Below are 18526 nucleotides of genomic sequence, written 5' to 3'. Positions count from 1 at the left end.
TAAAAGAGTTCGCTGATGAAAAATCCTGTTTTCGATTCGCGTTGCTACGTTCATACAACACTTTGTTCAACAGAGTGTGTGTGTCGCCTCATGTGAAGCGCGTTGAACATGTGTCGTCGAGGTGCTTCGCGAACTCGAAGAGCAACGTGTCGAAGTGACGTTTCGCTGCTCTATCTATCTGTATTGCGGAGCGTGTTTGCAGCGTCTTGCGATTGCTTCCTGCTGCCTCGTGTCTGCCTGTTCGTCAGTGCTAGCGAGGCGAAGTTCAATGCAATGTCGGGCGATGCATCTGGCCGGCTGTGTCGATCGACCCTCGACCGGAGCGTTTGCTGAGCGCTTCATGTCGAGCGCTTCGTCTGTGTTGCCGACTGCTGACCGCTTCATCTACCGCGTGTTACCGCTTCACGACTTCAGTTGCGTGCCGTGCTTCGCTGCTTGTCGACGAGCGGCGCAACTTCGATTTCGTTTCGCCGCGCCGCTCGTCTACTTCGCTTCTGCGTCACTTCTATCAGGCTTGCTGATCGCTGCATGCGGGTCTTTACCTACAACCCGTTCAGCAAACAGCGATCCTGCTGCCTGCTTCGTACTCGCCTTGCGCTTGAATCACCATCGCGAAAGGTTCTTACTGGCAAGCCTCGCACTCGTCGAAACCCGGATCGCCCGGACGCATCATGCACACCGGACCATCCGCTTCCGGCGCTGCTTCGACTGCAACGGCCGGCGCTGCCGCCGCTGCCTGGATGCCGCCCGACGCTGCACCGCCGCTTGCGCCAAACCCGCCTGCCGCGCCACCGCCAACACCGCCCGAACCTTCGCCGCCACCCGAGCTCACCGCGTTCAGCGCGCCGTGAGCAACCGTCGACTTCTCGACGTGCGTCGCCGCCATCGTGCGGAGGTAGTAGGTCGTCTTCAGACCGCGCACCCATGCGAGTTTGTAGACTTCGTCGAGCTTCTTACCCGACGCGCCGCCCATGTAGATGTTCAGCGACTGCGCCTGGTCGATCCACTTCTGACGACGCGAGGCCGCTTCGACCAGCCACACCGGATCGAGTTCGAACGCGGTCGCATAGATCGCGCGCAGGTCGGCCGGGATGCGGTCGATGCGCGACAGCGTGCCGTCGAAGTACTTCAGGTCGGCGACCATCACTTCGTCCCACAGACCGCGTTCCTTCAGGTCGCGCACCAGGTAGTCGTTGACCACCGTGAATTCGCCCGACAGATTCGATTTCACATACAGGTTCTGGAACGTCGGTTCGATACAAGCCGACACGCCGATGATGTTCGAGATCGTCGCCGTCGGCGCGATCGCGACGCAGTTCGAGTTGCGCATGCCGTAGGTGGCGATGCGCGAACGCAGTTCGGTCCAGTCCATCGATTCGCTCGAATCGACTTCGACATAGCCGCCGCGCGCGTCGGCCAGCAGCTTCACCGAGTCTTGCGGAAGAATGCCGCGATCCCACAGCGAGCCGCGGTAGCTGGAGTAGCGGCCGCGCTCCTGCGCCAGTTCCGTCGACGCGTAGTAAGCGTAGTAGCAGACCGCTTCCATCGACGTATCGGCAAAAGCGACCGCCTCTTGCGACGCGTACGGCGTGCGCAGCAGGTGCAGGCAGTCCTGGAAGCCCATGATGCCCATGCCGACCGGACGGTGCTTCAGGTTCGAGTTACGTGCCTTGGCAACCGCGTAGTAGTTGATGTCGATCACGTTGTCGAGCATGCGCATCGCCACGCTGACGGTGCGCTTCAGCTTGTCGTGGTCGAGCACCAGCGTACCGTCGGCCTGTTCCTTCAGGTGGGCGACGAGGTTCACGGAGCCCAGGTTGCAGACGGCGATTTCGGCGTCGCTCGTGTTCAGCGTGATTTCCGTGCACAGGTTCGACGAGTGGACGACGCCGACGTGCTGTTGCGGCGAGCGCACATTGCATGGATCCTTGAACGTGATCCACGGGTGGCCGGTTTCGAACAGCATGCCCAGCATCTTGCGCCACAGCTGCGCCGCCGGAAGCTTCTTGAACAGCTTGATCTCGCCGCGCGCGACCTTGTCTTCGTAAGCCGTGTAAGCCGTTTCGAACTCGGCGCCGAACTTGTCGTGCAGGTCCGGGCAGGTGGACGGCGAGAACAGCGTCCAGTCGCCGCCTTCATGCACGCGCTTCATGAACAGGTCGGGAATCCAGTTCGCCGTGTTCATGTCGTGGGTCCGGCGACGGTCGTCGCCAGTGTTCTTACGCAGCTCGAGGAATTCCTCGATGTCCAGGTGCCACGTTTCCAGATACGCGCACACCGCGCCCTTGCGCTTGCCACCCTGGTTGACCGCGACAGCCGTGTCGTTGACAACCTTCAGGAACGGCACGACGCCTTGCGACTTGCCGTTGGTACCCTTGATGTGCGAACCGAGCGCGCGCACGCGCGTCCAGTCGTTGCCCAGACCGCCGGCGAACTTCGACAGCAGCGCGTTTTCCTTCAGCGCTTCGTAGATGCCGTCGAGGTCGTCGTCGACCGTCGTCAGATAGCACGACGACAGTTGCGAACGGCGCGTACCCGAGTTGAACAGCGTCGGCGTGGACGACATGAAGTCGAAGCTCGACAGCACGTTGTAAAACTCGACCGCGCGCGCTTCGCGGTCGATCTCGTTCAGCGACAGACCCATCGCCACACGCATAAAGAATGCCTGCGGCATTTCGATGCGCACGCCGTCGTGATGGAGGAAGTAGCGGTCGTACAGCGTTTGCAGACCGAGGTAACCGAATTGCAGGTCGCGGCTGTTGTCGAGTGCGGCGCCGAGGCGCTTCAGGTCGAACTGCAGCAGCTTGTCGTCGAGCAGTTCGGCTTGCACGCCGCGCTTGATGAATTGCGGGAAGTACTCGGCATAGCGGTCGGCCATTTCCGTTTGCGTGACTTCCTCTTCGAGGATCTCGCGGCGGATCGTATGCAGCAGGATGCGTGCGGTGACCTGGCTATAAGCCGGGTCCTTTTCGATCATGGTGCGGGCGGCCAGGATCGCCGAGTCGTAGACCTGGGTCATCGGCACGCCGTCGTACAGATTCTTCACCGTTTCCGCGATGATCGGATCGGCGCTCACGGCGTCGCCCAGGTTCGAGCAAGCCGATTCGATGATGCCGCGCAGTGCAGCCATGTCGAGCGGACGCGTCACGCCGTTGTCGGTGACGTTCAGACCCGGTGTGTTAGCGACGATCTGGTCGTCATGACCGCGCGCCTGGGTGCGCTTCTCGCGATACAGCACGTACGCACGCGCGACGTTGTGTTCGCCGCCCCGCATCAGCGCGAGCTCGACCTGATCCTGGATATCTTCGATATGGAACGTGCCGCCGTTCGGACGGCTGCGCACGAGTGCGCGCACCACGCTCTGCGTAAGTTGCTCGACCAGTTCGCGCACGCGAGCCGACGCAGCGCCTTGACCACCGTTGACAGCCAGAAATGCCTTCGTCACGGCGATGGCGATTTTCGACGGCTCGAACGACACCACGCTGCCGTTACGACGGATCACCTTGTAGTCGGCATAGGTCACTTGCGGCGCGAGCGCCTGTGCGCCTTGTGCCTGGCCGAAGGCCTGGCCAGTCGGTGAGCCCTCATACCGGGTCGTCACATTGTCGGTGGTTTGCATGTGCAAAGCTCCTGGTCCTGGAAATGGTGCGGAGAAAACCGCGGATTAAAACGAACGCTGCGCCGCCGCGTGCGCAAGCGATGGTGTGCAGGAAAAAGGCCGGCTGAGCCGGGCGGCGGGATGCGACAGCGATGAAGCCTGGTTCGAATTTGTAACGGTCTTCATCGTGTGTGTCGCGATCACTTGCTGTGCCCTTTTCCTGAATGCTTCTGGACGTTCCCGGTTCTCATTACCGGCCGCGCCGCAGGAATTTTTTCGCTGTCTGGAATGCTTGCGGCGCCATGCCCGGGGAGCGAGGCGCCGCATAACTTATGCACTCAGTTATGCACAGAGTTATACACACCGAACACTATATATAGTGCAAAGCTGAATTTCTGGCACCAAGTATAGTGGAGTTTCAAGACAGGTCAAATCGTTTTATTTGCTTTCGAAGACTTGACATTTGAATCGCGCGACGCAAAGCCACCGCCCCCAGAACAAGGCTGCGCCTTGCTCTGGGCGTCTCACGCGAAGTCGCGCGAAAGGTCGTTACGGTGCGCTGGAAAACTTGAGATAGGGGAAGTACTGATCCGCTAACGCGGTGTCGCGCTGCAGACGCTGCCACTCGAAATGGGGCCCTGGATCGGTTTTGCGGCCGGGGGCAATGTCCGAGTGACCGGCAAGCCACTCGACCGGATAGCGAGCCTTGAGCGCCGTCACAAGCGCACCGAGCGTGCGGTATTGCGCCGCTTCGAAAGCAGTCGTGTCACTGCCCTCCAGCTCGATGCCGATAGAGAAATCGTTGCAGCGCTCGCGCCCGAAAAAATTCGACGGGCCGGCATGCCACGCGCGCTCGTTGCAGGACACAAATTGCTCGAGCGCGCCGTCGCGATGGATCACGAAGTGCGCGGACACCCGTACGCCGCGCAAATGCGTGTCGTAGTACGGGTGGGCGTCGCAGTCGAGCGTGTTCTGGAACAGTTCGGCGATCGCCGTGCCGCCGAACTCATTGGGTGGCAAGCTGATGTTATGGACGACGATCAGCGTTGGCACGGCCCCGTCGGGCCGTGCTTCGAAATTCGGCGATGGCAGTTTGCGTGCGGCGTCGACCCAACCGTCGGCATCGACGGTGAACGCGACGCTCATCGAGCGTCGCGGCCCGTGGGATGCGCGCCGTGACGCTGCGCATGTGCGGCGCTGCAGAACGGCTGCCCGGCTACCACTACGGAGTCGCTTTTCGGCGCGTGCACGCCGCACTCGGCGCAACGGATCATCGGCTCGGCGAGTTGCGGCCGCGCTTGCGCGGAGGCGGGCCCACGCGCGCCGCCATTCGGGCCACTCTGGCCTTTTGCACCAGCGGCGCCATTCGCACCGGCACCTCCCGCGCGTTGCGACGCTTGCGCGTCATGACGACGCAGCGCCTTGACCAGCCACTGGCCAACGATGAACAACAGGATCAGCAGAAAAATTTGTCGCATAGCAGGGCACTCACACTACAGCACGGTGCAACAGCACCTCGAATACAAAACGGCTGCCGACGTACGCCAGCAGCAGCGCGACGAACGACGCCAGCACCCAGCGCAATGCCGCACGGCCGCGCCAGCCGGAAACCTTGCGCGCAGTCAGCAGCGCGCCGAACATCACCCAGGAAAGAATCGCGAAAACGGTCTTGTGATCGAGCCGCAACGCGCGGTCGACCAGTTGCTCGCTGAACATGATGCCCGAGAGCAGCGTCAGCGTAAGCAGTACGAAGCCGGCGCCGATCAGACGGAACAGCAGCTTTTCCAAAGTCAGTAGCGGCGGCAGCGTGTCGAGCCAGCTCGACAGCCAGCCGTTGCCCGCCGCAGCCGCGTTCCGTTGCGACACACCGCCGCGCATCGCGTGCAGACGCCGCTCGACCAGCAGCATCAGAATCGCGTGCAGTGCCGCGATCGCAAACAAACCGTACGCGATATTGGCGATCAGGAAGTGCAACTTGAACATCGGCGCGGCCGAATACGGCAGCACGCGCACGCCGTTGAACGCCAACGGTAATAGAGAAGCGACGCAGGCAAGCGGCAACACCAGCAAGCGAAGGCCGTCGAGCGGAAAGAAAAAACTTTCGATCCAGTAGATGCCGGCGCCGAGCCAGAACATGGCCGACAGCGCGAACGCGAAGCCGAACACCATCGCGTTCTGGGGAAAGATAGTGGTATGCAGCAGCACGCCGTGCGCGAGCAGCGCGACAAACAGCAGCGCGCGGCCCTGCGTGCTCATACCCGAGGCAGCCGAGACGCTCGCGGTCACGGGCACCGCCGGCACGCTCTCGAGCATGGGGCGCAAGGCGGCGTGCCGGTGCGAGCGCCAGCCGGCCACGGCGAGACCGCCGTAGAGGAGCGCAGTGAGGGCATACAGTACAATATCCATATTCGAAGTTTACACTAGGCCCCTGCTCCGCGACGTCTTCCACTTCGCGCCCCGCTCCGGCCGCACTGTTCATCGCTCCCCATGCTCGACAATCTGACTCAACGGATGGCGCGCGTCGTCAAGACGCTGCGCGGCGAAGCCCGGCTCACCGAGGCGAACACCCAGGAAATGCTGCGCGAAGTGCGCCTCGCGCTTCTCGAGGCGGACGTGGCACTGCCCGTCGTGCGCGAGTTCATCGCCAAGGTGAAGGAAAAAGCGCTCGGCGAAGAGGTCATCAGCAGTCTGTCGCCGGGCCAGGCACTGGTCGGCGTGGTGCAGCGCGAGCTGACCGCGATCATCGGCGGCGACTATGAAGGCAAGGCGGTCGAGCTGAATCTCGCCGTCACTCCGCCGGCCGTCATCCTGATGGCGGGTCTGCAAGGCGCCGGTAAGACGACCACGGTCGGCAAGCTTGCCAAGCTCCTGCGCGAAAAGTACAAAAAGAAGGTCCTGACCGTTTCGTGCGACGTTTACCGCCCGGCCGCTATTGCGCAGTTGAAGATGGTGACCGAGCAGGTTGGCGCGGATTTCTTCCCGTCGGAGCCAGATCAGAAACCGGTCGATATCGCGCGCGCCGCGGTGGATTGGGCCAAGCGCCACTACCACGACGTGCTGCTGGTCGATACGGCCGGCCGTCTGGGTATCGACGAAGCGATGATGCAGGAAATCACCGCGTTGCACAGCGAACTGAAACCGGCGGAAACGCTGTTCGTCGTCGACGCAATGCTGGGTCAGGATGCGGTCAACACGGCGAAGGCTTTTAGCGACGCATTGCCGCTCACTGGCGTGGTCCTCACCAAGCTCGACGGCGATTCGCGCGGTGGCGCGGCGCTCTCCGTGCGTCACGTGACGGGCAAGCCGATCAAGTTCGTCGGCGTCGCCGAAAAACTCGACGGCCTTGAAATTTTCTATCCGGATCGCATGGCGAACCGGATTCTCGGCATGGGCGACATTCTCGCCCTCGTCGAAGAAGCACAGAAGGGCGTCGATGTACAAGCCGCGCAGAAGCTCGCCGACAAGGTCAAGAAGGGCGGCGACTTCGACCTCAACGATTTCCGCGCGCAGCTGACGCAGATGAAGAGCATGGGCGGCCTGTCGTCGCTGATGGACAAACTGCCCGCGCAGTTCCAGCAGGCTGCGGCCGGCGCCAATATGGGCATGGCCGAATCGCAGATGCGCCGCATGGAAGGCATCATCAATTCGATGACGCCACTGGAGCGGGCCAAGCCCGAGCTGATCAAAGCCACCCGCAAGCGCCGCATTGCCGCCGGCGCAGGCGTGCAGGTGCAGGAAGTCAACCGCATGCTGAATCAGTACGACCAGATGCGCACGATGATGAAGAAGCTGAAGGGCGGCAATTTGCAGAAGATGATGCGCGGCATGAAGGGCATGATGCCCGGCATGCGCTAAGCTTTAGCAAAGACGGCGGCGCGCGTGCTTCCGTGTATGAACAACGGCACGCGTGGCTGACTCCGGATTTGTGCGGGTTTATTCTGTACCGCACGCCGCCGTCCCCAAAGGGGACCTCCTTCGGGGCGTTCTCACCCACACTATGTATACAGTTACCGCCCGTCAGACGTCATGAACCGCGAAGAAGCTCTCCACATTTTTAGCCACTCCGAAGAAATCGTTTCGGCCGACGACGTCAACGCGTCGATCAGCGGCATGGCTGCCGCCATCCGCGATGAGATGAGCGAGGAGTTCCCGCTTGTACTGTCGGTGATGGGCGGCGCGGCGGTATTCACCGGCATGCTGCTGCCTCACCTCGATTTCCCGCTCGAGTTCGACTACATCCACCTGACCCGCTACCGCAACACCACCAAGGGCGGCAGCGAGATGCAGTGGCGCGTGGCGCCAGCTGAGTCGGTGAAGGATCGCGTCGTGCTGGTGCTCGACGACATCCTCGACGAAGGCGAGACGATGGCCGCGATCCGCGACCGCATTCTTGCGATGGGCGCGAAGCGCTTCCTGAGCGCGGTGCTGTGCGAGAAGATCATTCCGAAGGCGAAGCCGCTGCATCCGGATTACTGTGGCTTCGAAGTGCCGGACCGCTACGTGTTCGGTTGCGGAATGGACGCTAAAGGCTACTGGCGCAACCTGCCGACCATTCGGGCGTTGACCGAGGGCGCTTGAGGCCTGGTTGCTTTGGCAGCGCCATTTGCGGCGCGCATCGACGTAAAAAAAGCGGCCTGCGGGCCGCTTTCTGTTTGTCAGGCTGGTTGATCGCACTGCTCCGCCGCCGTGTTGAATCTCGCACCAGATCTACTCAAAGTTGATGCACGAAAGAGCGGATGCCGCCGAGCATCATTTCGACTGAGATCGCCACCAGCACCAATCCCATCAGCCGTTCGAAGGCCATCATGGTGCGCTCGCCGAGCCACGCCTGAATGCGCTCCGCCAACATCAGCACGATCGCGCAGACGACCATCGTGACGGTCAGCGCACCGATCCATTCGAACATCTTGCCGGGCGCCTGCGACGTCAGCAGCATCACCGTCGCGAGCGCCGATGGGCCCGCCAGCGCCGGAATCGCAAGCGGCACGATCAGCGGCTCGCCACCCCGTGTGTCACCACCGAACGGACCGTCCGGGTGCGGGAACACCATTCTGAGCGCGATCAGAAACAGTACGATCCCACCGCCGATCCGCAACGACTGGTCGGTCAGGCTCATCATGCGCAGGAAGCCGTCGCCGACCACCATGAAGACCAGCAGGATCGCGAAGGCGATCGCCATCTCACGGAGAATGACGATCGTGCGCCGCTTCGGCGACACACCCCGCAGGCAACTGATAAAGAGCGGAATGTTGCCGAGCGGGTCTGTGATCAGAATCAGCAGGATGGTCGCGGACAGAAAGGTGTACTCCACCGTCCGCTCCGCTTACTGCGCCAACGCGGCGCGAACTTTGCCGATCACCGTTTGCGCGGCGTCTTCGACCAGCAGCAGCGTCGCTTCAGCGTCGCGGCGGCCTTGATACTCGAGCTTGCCGTCCTTGAGACCACGATCGCCGATCACCAGACGATGCGGCACACCGATCAGTTCCCAGTCGGCGAACATCACGCCCGGACGCTCACCCCGGTCGTCGAGGATCACGTCGATGCCCGCTTCGACCAACTCCGCGTACAGCTTGTCGGCCTGCTCGCGCACGGCATCGCTGCGGTCATAACCCATCGGGCACAGCACGACTTCGAACGGCGCAATCGATTCCGGCCAGATGATGCCCTTGTCGTCGAAATTCTGTTCGATCGCCGCGCCCAGAATGCGCGTGACGCCGATGCCGTAGCAGCCCATTTCCATCGGCTGCGGCTTGCCGTTCTCGTCGAGACAGGTCGCGTTCATCGCTTGCGAATACTTTGTGCCGAGCTGGAACACGTGGCCGACTTCGATGCCACGGCAGATGTCGAGCACGCCCTTGCCGTCCGGCGACGGATCGCCCTTCTTCACATTGCGGATGTCGGCGACGACCGGCTCCGGCAGATCGCGGCCCCAGTTTACGCCGGTGATGTGGTAATCCACCTCGTTCGCGCCGACCACGAAGTCGCTCATGTTCGCGACCGTGCGATCCGCAACGACCTTGACCGGCTTCTTCGTGTTGATCGGACCGAGGTAACCCGGCGGCGTGCCGAAAGTCTCGATGATCTCGGCTTCGGTGGCCATGCGGAATTCTGCAAGGCCCGGCAGCTTGCTTGCCTTGATCTCGTTCAGATCGTGATCGCCACGCAGCATCAGCAACCAGATGGTCGGCTCCGCGCCTTCGTTTTCGGTAGCGAGGACGATCGACTTGATGGTGCGCTCGAGCGGAATGTTCAGCAGCTCGGCTACGGCCTCGCACTTCGCTTTGCCCGGCGTTGCCGTCTTCTTCATCTCTTCGGCCGGCGCCGCGCGTTCCGTGTAGAGCGGCAACGCTTCAGCCGCTTCGACGTTCGCTGCGAAATCCGAGGTGGGGCAATAGGCGATCGCATCTTCGCCGGTGTCGGCGATCACGTGGAATTCATGCGAGCCGCTGCCGCCGATCGAACCGTTGTCCGCTGCCACTGCGCGGAAATCCAGACCAAGGCGCGTGAAGATCCGCACATACGCGTCGTACATCTTGCGATACGACTCGCGCAGGCCTTCCACGTCTTTGTCGAACGAGTACGCGTCTTTCATGATGAACTCGCGGCCGCGCATCACGCCGAAACGCGGACGGATCTCGTCGCGGAACTTCGTCTGGATCTGGTAGAAGTTCACCGGCAATTGGCGGTAGCTCTTGATCTGGCCGCGCGCGATGTCCGTGACCACTTCTTCGTGGGTCGGTCCGAACACGAAATCGGATTGTTTGCGGTCCTTGAAGCGCAGCAGTTCGGGGCCGTATTTTTCCCAGCGGCCCGATTCCTGCCACAGTTCCGCTGGCTGCACCGACGGCATCAACAACTCGATCCCGCCTGCCCGGTTCATTTCTTCACGCACGATGGCTTCCACCTTGCGGATCGAACGCAGGCCGACCGGCAGGTAGTTATAGATACCGCCGGCGACGCGGCGGATCATGCCGGCGCGCACCATGAGCTTGTGGCTGACGATCTCGGCGTCGGCGGGCGCTTCTTTCAGCGTGCCGATAAAGAAACGGGAAGCTTTCATTCAGATTTTCCAAAAGCGGCGGCTCCGGAGGGACCGCCCGAAAGGTGAAAACGGTGGGGAAACCGACACAGACCCGGCTTGGAGCCGGCACGGACTCGCCGAACACCCGGCCAAAGTCTGGCCAGGCCTCGGCAAACGCCCTGCACATACCAGGCAAAACCCGCGCAAAACCGGTCCGCCCGCGGCGCCGAAGCCACCGCGCAAAGCCTTTGCAGCAAGGGATAAGGCACGGAAAGACTGACAGGCTACCGCAAACGCGGGCCTTTTGCGGCGAATCGTTCCAATCTGGTGCGATTCGGTGCGTCGGGTCCGTTATCTGTTTATAATCAAAGCAATTTTAAAGGATTCGAAGGTGGTTGTATGCTGGATCGTGAAGGCTTTCGCCCGAACGTCGGCATCATCCTCTTGAACGCGCACAACGAGGTGTTTTGGGGCAAACGGCTCCGTGAACATTCCTGGCAGTTTCCGCAAGGGGGCATCAAGTACGGAGAGACCCCCGTGCAAGCGATGTATCGGGAGTTACACGAAGAAACCGGGCTGCTTCCTGAGCACGTCAAGGTGATTGGTCGCACGCGCGACTGGTTGCGTTACGAGGTGCCTGACAAGTTCATCAAGCGCGAAGTACGCGGTCATTACCGCGGCCAGAAACAAATCTGGTTTTTACTCCGGATGGTTGGGCGCGATTGCGACATCTGCTTGCGCGCCACCGACCACCCTGAGTTCGATGCGTGGCGCTGGAACGAGTACTGGGTGCCACTCGACTGTGTGATCGAGTTCAAGCGGGATGTGTATCAGTTGGCGCTGACGGAGCTATCCCGTTTCATGCGCCGGGCTGCGCCGCGTGCGGAAAAACCTGGCGGGCACCATGGGCCGCGTTATCCCCGGATAGCGTCGTCAATGGAAGGTCCGCCGGATTCGACAATGATGACGGTCACCACCTCGGTGACCACCCTCAGCATCGAAACGTCGATTCACACGACGATCGTGTCTGATTGCGGTCCCGATTCCGGGTCGGTAGCCGAGGTTGGCTCCGCCTCGGAACGCGAAGACGAATCGGATCGCGAAACCGCCGGCTCGTTGTTCCGTCCTGGCGTACGCAATTAACAACTCTGTGCGGCTGTCCACGCCGCCTCTCTCTGGCGCGGCTCGATGAGCTGCGCCAGTGTTTCGAGGAAACCATATTGAAAGCACTTGCTCTCGTCGTGGCGTGCGTCGCCACCGGCGCCCTGCTGGCTGGTTGCGCCAGCAAACCCTCCAATAAAGACGACAGCGCGTTTGCCTACTTGCTGGACCGGCCGACCAACTGGGTGGAAAACAAGGTGGACACCTTGCCGCCGCTGCCGCAAGACTCGAACCTTCTTCCTTTCGAGGTCTCAGGCAACACGCCGTTGCAGTTCGCGATCGACAGAAATTCGCTGAGTGTCGGCACCGACGGCGTGGTGCGCTACACCGTTGTCGTAACGAGCCCAAGCGGCGCGCGCAACGTGAACTACGAAGGGATTCGCTGCGACACGTATGAATGGCGCCAGTACGCGGGGCTGAACGCCGATCACGACGGCTGGGACCAGACCGTCGCCAACGACTTCAGGCGCATTGAGAATGGCGCGCTGAACGCGTACCAGGCAGCGCTGTATCAGGATTACATGTGTGCGAACAAGATGCCTACCGGCACCGCGAAGCAGATCGCTGAGAACATCCGCTACAAGCGCACGCAAACGTCTCTGGTCCACTGAGGTCGTTTTCGCGGGTACACGCCCAATCTGGAAGCCGCAGCGGACGTGAAAAAGCCGTTCCAGCTCACGCTGGAACGGCTTTTTTGTCTGTCTGTCGTGCGTACTTTACCTGGAAATCAGACGAGCACAAGATTGTCGCGGTGGATTACCTCAGGCTCCAGCATATAGCCGAGCACAGATTCAATCTCGCCGCTCGGACGCCGCTGAATCAGCTTGGTTTCCGCACTGCTGTAATTCGTCAGGCCGCGCGCTACTTCACGGCCTGCCGCGTTCAGACAAGCGATCACTTCGCCGCGTGCAAACGCGCCCTGCACACCGACAATGCCGATCGGCAGCAAGCTCTTGCCGCCTTCGGTCAGCTTCTCGACTGCGCCGTCGTCGATCACCACGTGGCCGCGCACCTGCAGGTGATCGGCCATCCATTGCTTGCGCGCCGCGATGCGTGCCGTGCGCGCGATCAACTGCGTGCCAATCGCCTCGCCCGAGGCCAGCCGTGACAAGACATCCGCCTCACGGCCGCTCGCGATCACCGTATTGGCACCGCTGTGCGCCGCGCGTTTAGCCGCAAGAATCTTGGTCAGCATACCGCCGCGGCCCAGGCTCGAACCCGCGCCGCCCGCCATTGCTTCGAGTTCCGGCGCACCGGCATCGGCCTGCTGGACGAGCGTTGCGTTCGGGTCCTTGCGTGGGTCGGCGGTAAACAGCCCTTGCTGATCGGTGAGGATGACGAGCGCGTCGCCTTCGATCAGATTCGCGACCAACGCTCCCAGCGTGTCGTTGTCGCCGAACTTGATTTCGTCGGTGACGACCGTGTCGTTCTCGTTGATGATCGGCACAACGCCCAGACGCAGCAGCGTCAGCAACGTGGAGCGCGCGTTCAGATAGCGTTCGCGGTCAGCCAGATCGGCGTGGGTCAGCAGAATCTGCGCAGTCTGGATCGAATGCTCGGCAAAGCGGCTTTCGTAGACTTGCGCGAGGCCCATCTGACCAACAGCTGCGGCCGCCTGCAATTCGTCAATTTCGCGCGGCCGTTTGGTCCAGCCGAGCCGCTGCATTCCTTCGGCAATGGCGCCCGAACTGACCAGCACCACTTCCTTGCCTTGCGCGCGCAGTGCGGCAATCTGAGAGGCCCAGCGGCCGATTGCAGCATGATCGAGGCCGCGCCCGTCATTCGTGACGAGGCTCGAGCCGACTTTCACTACCAATCGCCGTGAGTCTGCGATGACGGAACGCATTGTGCGCGGTCTCCCAAGATGACGCGTGATGCATGCCGGCCGCCCTCGCGGACGCCGGCGCTCAGGCTTGTTATTGCTGCGGGTCGACGCCGGAGTCGTCCGAAGCCGCCGCCGGCGCTTCCGGTTTCTCGCGGAAACGTACATCAGCGGCGAGATCTTCGGCTTCGGCCGCGCGCTGCGCGTCCGAATGCGCGGCGATGTGGTCATATATCGCGTAGCAAAGACTTTCGCAGCCTTGGCCGGTCAGCGCCGAGATTTCGAACACCGGGCCATCCCAGCCGTAGCCTTCGAGGAATGCCGACACACGCGCTTCACGCTCGTCTTCGGGCACCATGTCGAGCTTGTTCAGCACGAGCCAACGCGGTTTCTCATACAGCAACTCGTCGTACTTGCGCAGCTCGTTGACGATCGCTTTCGCTTCCGCGACAGGATCAACGGCGTCGTCGAACGGTGCGAGGTCGACGATATGCAGCAGCAGGCCGGTACGCTGCAGGTGACGCAGGAACTGGTGGCCGAGGCCGGCGCCTTCTGCCGCACCTTCGATCAAACCAGGAATGTCGGCGATCACGAAGCTGCGGCTCGGCCCGACACGCACCACGCCAAGATTCGGCGCGAGTGTCGTGAACGGGTAATCCGCGATCTTCGGCCGCGCATTCGACACCGACGAGATGAAGGTCGACTTGCCGGCGTTCGGCATGCCGAGCAGACCGACGTCCGCCAGCACCTTCAATTCGAGGCGCACCATTCGGCGCTCGCCGGGCTTGCCGTCGGTTTTCTGACGCGGCGCGCGGTTCGTACTGGATTTGAAATGCAGGTTACCGAGACCGCCCGCGCCGCCTTGCGCGATTTGCACGCTCTGGTTGTGCTCGGTCAAATCGGCGATCAGCTCGCCGGTTTCCATATCGCTGATGGTCGTGCCGACCGGCATGCGCAGCGTGATATCGTCGCCGCCCTTGCCGTAACAGTCCGCGCCGCGACCGTTTTCGCCGTTGCGCGCCAAATGTTTTTTTGCGTAGCGGTAGTCGATCAGCGTGTTGATGTTGCGGTCCGCGACCGCGATCACGCTGCCGCCCCGCCCGCCGTCGCCGCCATCCGGGCCGCCGAACGGAACGAATTTCTCGCGGCGCATCGACGCGCTGCCATCCCCTCCGTCGCCGGCGATGACTTCAATCCTCGCTTCGTCAATGAACTTCATGCGTAACTCCGTCCCGTGGTGTGCTGCTAGATGGTGCTGCTGGGTTGATGCTTTCAGATGCTGCTATTTTGCCGCGCCCGCCGTGCGGTAAGCAATCAGCCAAACGGCTAGCTTTGCCGGCGCATGGCAATCCGATCCACAGAATCGCCAATTTCACCCAGCAAAAAGATGCTGCAATAAAAAAGGCCCCGCGAACTTCGCGGGGCCTTTTTCCGGTCCTGAAGCCCGTGCCTGAGTAAACTCAGACTGCTGCCGGGACGACGTTGACCATGTGCTTCTTCGCTGCGCCCTTCGTCGAGAAATTGACGTGGCCGTCCGTCAGCGCGAACAAGGTGTGATCCTTGCCGATGCCGACGTTTTCGCCCGGGTGCATGCGCGTGCCACGTTGGCGAACGATGATGCCGCCAGCGTTGATGGCCTGACCGCCGTAAACCTTGACGCCGAGACGCTTCGATTCAGAATCGCGGCCGTTGCGGGATGATCCGCCTGCCTTTTTGTGTGCCATTTGATTTGCTCCTTAACCGTTGCGCTTACGCGTTGATCGCGTCGATGCGCAGTTCGGTATAGTTCTGGCGGTGGCCGCCATGCTTCTGGTAGTGCTTCCGGCGACGCATCTTGAAGATGGTCACTTTTGCGTGACGACCTTGCGACACGACGGTAGCCTTGACGGAAGCCCCACTGACCAGCGGCGTACCGAACTTAATCGATTCGCCTTCGCCCACTGCGAGAACCTGGTCGAGCGTGATTTCAGCGTCAATGTCTGCCGGTATCTGTTCTACTTTAAGTTTTTCGCCGACGGCAACTTTATACTGCTTGCCACCGGTTTTTATGACCGCGTACATTGAGAACCTCACTCTGTGTTCATTTTTCCCACGCACCGCGCGCGGAAACCCGTGATTATACATAGAGTTAGCTGCTCGGTCAAAACTCATTGAGAGGCGCTGCGCGCACCGCCCGGCGCCTTGCTGTCCGGCCCCGGCGGCGGCTCAGCCGCTACCTCCGTCGCGCCGTGCCGCAGCCTGCGACCCGGAACTGCCGCGATTCGCCTTATAATTCGCGGCACTACCCAATTCAGCCATCATGTCGTCGACTGCCACCCCCTCCTCCAACGCCGCCAGCCTGCTTGCTCCGATCGCCGAAGACATGCAGCAGGTCAATCGCGTCATACGGCACCGTCTGGCGTCCGAAGTGATGCTGATCAATCAGATCTCCGAGTACATTATCAGCGCCGGGGGCAAACGGCTGCGGCCCGCGCTGCTGCTGCTGGTGGCGGGCGCGCTGGGCGAAACCACCGGGCACAGGCACGAACTGGCCGCTGTAGTGGAATTCATCCACACGGCCACGCTGCTGCACGACGACGTGGTCGACGAATCCGATCTGCGGCGCGGCCGCCAGACCGCCAACGCGCTGTTCGGCAACGCCGCGAGCGTCCTGGTCGGGGATTTCCTTTACTCGCGCTCGTTCCAGATGATGGTCGGCGTGGGCAAAATGCGTGTGATGGAAATCCTGTCGGAGGCGACCAACATCATCTCCGAGGGCGAAGTCCTGCAACTGCTGAACATGCACGACGCCGACGTGGACGAAGCGCGCTACATGCAGGTGATCCGTTACAAAACTGCCAAGCTGTTCGAAGCCGCCGCCCAACTCGGCGCAGTGCTGGCCGGTTCGGATGCAAAAATCGAAGCCGCCGCAGCGGAATTCGGCCGCCGCATCGGCACTGCGTTCCAGATCATGGACGACTGGCTCGACTACACCGGTACGGCTGAATCGATGGGCAAGAACGCCGGCGACGACCTTCGCGAAGGCAAACCCACGCTCCCGCTGATCTATCTGATCGAACGCGGCACGCCGGAGCAGTCGGCGCTCGCGCGGGAAGCCATCGAGCAAGGCGGTACAGACCGTTTCGACACGATTTTCGAAGCGATCACGCGCTCCGGCGCGCTAGACCACACGCTCGAATGTGCGAAGCAGGAAGCACTGGCCGCAGCTGCAGCAATTTCTTCATTTCCGGATTCCATTTTCAAAGATAGCCTGCTAGAATTATGTTCTTACTCGACGGCAAGACAGTCTTGAACGGGACTGAAACACCGTAAGAGTCCAGCAGTATGAATCGGGGTGTAGCTTAGCCTGGTAGAGCGCTACGTTCGGGACGTAGAGGCCGGAGGTTCGAATCCTCTCACCCCGACCAGATTTGCCTTGTTCGCTCAAGGCCCGAGAAACCGCCCAGCTTGCTTGGCGGTTTTTTGTTTTGGATCGCAATTTTTTGCGCCTGGCCGGTGCGTTGCCGTTGTGTGCGATTCGTCTAAGGCATCTTGGACCGTCCGCGCAACCGGTTCGCGCAGCCCCCTCTGCTATATTCTCTCCATCCTTTCCCCTATCCTTCGCTACGCGTGGAACAACTTCCCTTATGGGCGCAGATCGGCGCCGTGTTTCTGCTGCTTATCTGCTCCAGCTTCTTTTCGATTTCCGAAACGGCGATGATGGCGATCAACCGCCATCGCCTGAAACACCTTGCCAATCAGAATGCGCTCGGCGCAAAGACCACTCAGGGTCTTTTGGCGCACACCGACCAGCTATTGAGCGTGGTCCTGATCGGCAACAATCTCTTCAACACGATCATTCCGGTGCTAACCACCTCGATCGCGCTGCATACGTTTGGCCACAATAACGTCGTGCTGTCGATTGCGACCGGCATCGTCGCGTTTCTGATTATCGTGTTTGCGGAAATCACGCCGAAGATTGTCGGCGCGACGTTCCCGGAGAAGATCGCGCTGCCGGCCAGTTTGCTGATCGCACCGATGATGCGTATCGGCAAGCCGCTCGTCTGGTTCGTCAATCTGTTCGCGAACACCATCTTGCGGGTCCTGCATATCAATACCAAAGGCGCGCGCGATCAGCGGCTTTCCACCGAAGAACTGCGCACCATCGTGCTCGAATCAGGCAGCTTCATGCCGACCAAGCACCGCAGCATTCTGTTGAACCTGTTCGACCTCGAGAACATCTCTGTCGACGACGTGATGATTCCGCGCCGCCGCATCGAAGCGCTCGACTTCGACGCGCCGTTCGAACAGATCCTGCATCAGCTGGAAACCTGTTATCACAACAAGCTGATCGTCTATCAAGGCGACATCGACCGGGTGCTCGGCGTGCTGCACGTACGCAAGACCCTGGCCGCCCTGCACAACCAGGAACTGGAGCGCGAGACGTTGCGTGAGTTGCTGGCCGAGCCGTATTTCGTGCCTAGCGGCACGCCTGTATTCCAGCAACTGCAGTACTTCCAGGAAAGCCGTCACCGCACCGCGCTGGTTGTGAACGAATACGGCGAGTTGCAAGGATTGGTCACGCCGGAAGACATCATCGAAGAGCTGATCGGTGAATTCACCACGTCGATTCCGCGTAGCGCCAATTCGCGCGGCGGCTGGAACGAGAGCGGCGAGTGTATTGTTGCGGGCAGCATGCCGCTACGCGAGCTGAACCGCTGGCTGCATCTCACGCTGCCGACCGACGGGCCGAAAACGCTCAACGGGCTGATTCTCGAAATACTCGAAGAGATTCCCGACGGCGACGTGTGCGTGCAGATCGGCGAGATGAAGCTCGAAGTGATGCGCAGCGACGACCAGGCAATTCGCACGGTCAAGCTGTTCAAACCACCCACTCGCGCGGGCGTGAAAGCCAGCAAGTCTGCACGCGGCTAAGACCTGCGCG

At 61.3% G+C, this 18526-nt stretch carries 16 protein-coding genes and 1 tRNA gene; 7 read left to right on the top strand and 10 right to left on the bottom strand.

The window, feature by feature from the left end:
- Window positions 1-622: 622 nt before the first annotated feature.
- From PQQ52_RS27730 to PQQ52_RS27715, 4 genes are all read right to left on the bottom strand, one after another.
- A complete protein-coding gene (locus tag PQQ52_RS27730) occupies window positions 623-3619 on the bottom strand; it encodes a ribonucleoside-diphosphate reductase subunit alpha (protein ID WP_408218523.1) in 2997 nt (998 codons plus the stop codon).
- Between the two features lie 528 nt (window positions 3620-4147).
- Entirely contained in the window at window positions 4148-4744 is a 597-nt protein-coding gene (ampD, locus tag PQQ52_RS27725; RefSeq protein WP_408218520.1) for a 1,6-anhydro-N-acetylmuramyl-L-alanine amidase AmpD, read from the bottom strand.
- Window positions 4741-5076 carry a PP0621 family protein gene (locus PQQ52_RS27720; protein WP_408218517.1) on the bottom strand — a complete coding sequence of 112 codons (336 nt, stop codon included), beginning with the start codon at window positions 5074-5076 and terminating at the stop codon, window positions 4741-4743. The genes ampD and PQQ52_RS27720 overlap by 4 nt, the downstream gene beginning before the upstream one ends.
- 10 nt (window positions 5077-5086) lie before the next feature.
- Entirely contained in the window at window positions 5087-6004 is a 918-nt protein-coding gene (locus tag PQQ52_RS27715; protein ID WP_408218515.1) for a cytochrome C assembly family protein, read from the bottom strand.
- 81 nt (window positions 6005-6085) lie between these two features.
- Between PQQ52_RS27715 and ffh the strand changes: the two genes are divergently transcribed.
- Both ffh and PQQ52_RS27705 read left to right on the top strand, forming a co-directional pair.
- The gene (gene ffh, locus PQQ52_RS27710) at window positions 6086-7453 is read left to right on the top strand and encodes a signal recognition particle protein (RefSeq protein ID WP_408218512.1); all 1368 of its coding nucleotides are present in this window, start codon (window positions 6086-6088) and stop codon (window positions 7451-7453) included.
- Window positions 7454-7624: 171 nt separating this feature from the next.
- Entirely contained in the window at window positions 7625-8176 is a 552-nt protein-coding gene (locus PQQ52_RS27705; RefSeq protein WP_408218509.1) for a hypoxanthine-guanine phosphoribosyltransferase, read from the top strand.
- A gap of 133 nt (window positions 8177-8309) precedes the next feature.
- Here PQQ52_RS27705 and PQQ52_RS27700 read toward each other — a convergent pair whose 3' ends face one another.
- Together PQQ52_RS27700 and PQQ52_RS27695 are read right to left on the bottom strand one after the other, a co-directional pair.
- Window positions 8310-8909: a MarC family protein gene (locus PQQ52_RS27700; protein WP_408218507.1), complete on the bottom strand. Its 600-nt coding sequence runs from the start codon at window positions 8907-8909 to the stop codon at window positions 8310-8312.
- A 12-nt stretch (window positions 8910-8921) separates the two neighbouring features.
- Complete coding sequence (locus tag PQQ52_RS27695; RefSeq protein WP_408218504.1) at window positions 8922-10658, bottom strand: proline--tRNA ligase; 1737 nt, start codon at window positions 10656-10658, stop codon at window positions 8922-8924.
- A 360-nt stretch (window positions 10659-11018) separates the two neighbouring features.
- Here PQQ52_RS27695 and PQQ52_RS27690 point away from each other — a divergent pair, with 360 nt between their 5' ends.
- Window positions 11019-11762: an RNA pyrophosphohydrolase gene (locus PQQ52_RS27690; protein WP_408218660.1), complete on the top strand. Its 744-nt coding sequence runs from the start codon at window positions 11019-11021 to the stop codon at window positions 11760-11762.
- 77 nt (window positions 11763-11839) lie between these two features.
- Window positions 11840-12391, top strand: a complete 552-nt coding sequence (locus PQQ52_RS27685) for a CNP1-like family protein (RefSeq protein ID WP_408218502.1) — start codon at window positions 11840-11842, stop codon at window positions 12389-12391.
- A 116-nt stretch (window positions 12392-12507) separates the two neighbouring features.
- On the opposite strand, the gene proB is transcribed toward PQQ52_RS27685, so the two are convergent.
- From proB to rplU, 4 genes are all read right to left on the bottom strand, one after another.
- Window positions 12508-13626 (bottom strand): glutamate 5-kinase, encoded by a 1119-nt coding sequence (gene proB / locus PQQ52_RS27680; protein WP_408218499.1) that lies wholly within the window; start codon window positions 13624-13626, stop codon window positions 12508-12510.
- 70 nt (window positions 13627-13696) lie between these two features.
- Complete coding sequence (gene obgE / locus PQQ52_RS27675; RefSeq protein WP_408218497.1) at window positions 13697-14821, bottom strand: GTPase ObgE; 1125 nt, start codon at window positions 14819-14821, stop codon at window positions 13697-13699.
- A gap of 241 nt (window positions 14822-15062) precedes the next feature.
- Entirely contained in the window at window positions 15063-15326 is a 264-nt protein-coding gene (rpmA, locus tag PQQ52_RS27670) for a 50S ribosomal protein L27 (RefSeq protein WP_007180330.1), read from the bottom strand.
- Window positions 15327-15351: 25 nt separating this feature from the next.
- Entirely contained in the window at window positions 15352-15663 is a 312-nt protein-coding gene (gene rplU, locus PQQ52_RS27665) for a 50S ribosomal protein L21 (RefSeq protein WP_007180329.1), read from the bottom strand.
- Between the two features lie 238 nt (window positions 15664-15901).
- On the opposite strand from rplU, the gene PQQ52_RS27660 reads away from it, so the two are divergent.
- From PQQ52_RS27660 to PQQ52_RS27650, 3 genes are all read left to right on the top strand, one after another.
- The gene (locus PQQ52_RS27660) at window positions 15902-16894 is read left to right on the top strand and encodes a polyprenyl synthetase family protein (RefSeq protein WP_323043866.1); all 993 of its coding nucleotides are present in this window, start codon (window positions 15902-15904) and stop codon (window positions 16892-16894) included.
- Between the two features lie 38 nt (window positions 16895-16932).
- Window positions 16933-17009 (top strand) — tRNA-Pro (locus tag PQQ52_RS27655).
- A 202-nt stretch (window positions 17010-17211) separates the two neighbouring features.
- Window positions 17212-18516: an HlyC/CorC family transporter gene (locus tag PQQ52_RS27650; RefSeq protein ID WP_408218494.1), complete on the top strand. Its 1305-nt coding sequence runs from the start codon at window positions 17212-17214 to the stop codon at window positions 18514-18516.
- The last annotated feature ends 10 nt before the right edge of the window (window positions 18517-18526 follow it).

It is taken from the genome of Paraburkholderia sediminicola (assembly GCF_046030555.1).
GTDB lineage: Bacteria > Pseudomonadota > Gammaproteobacteria > Burkholderiales > Burkholderiaceae > Paraburkholderia > Paraburkholderia sediminicola_E.
This window is presented reverse-complemented; position numbering and strand designations above follow the sequence as displayed.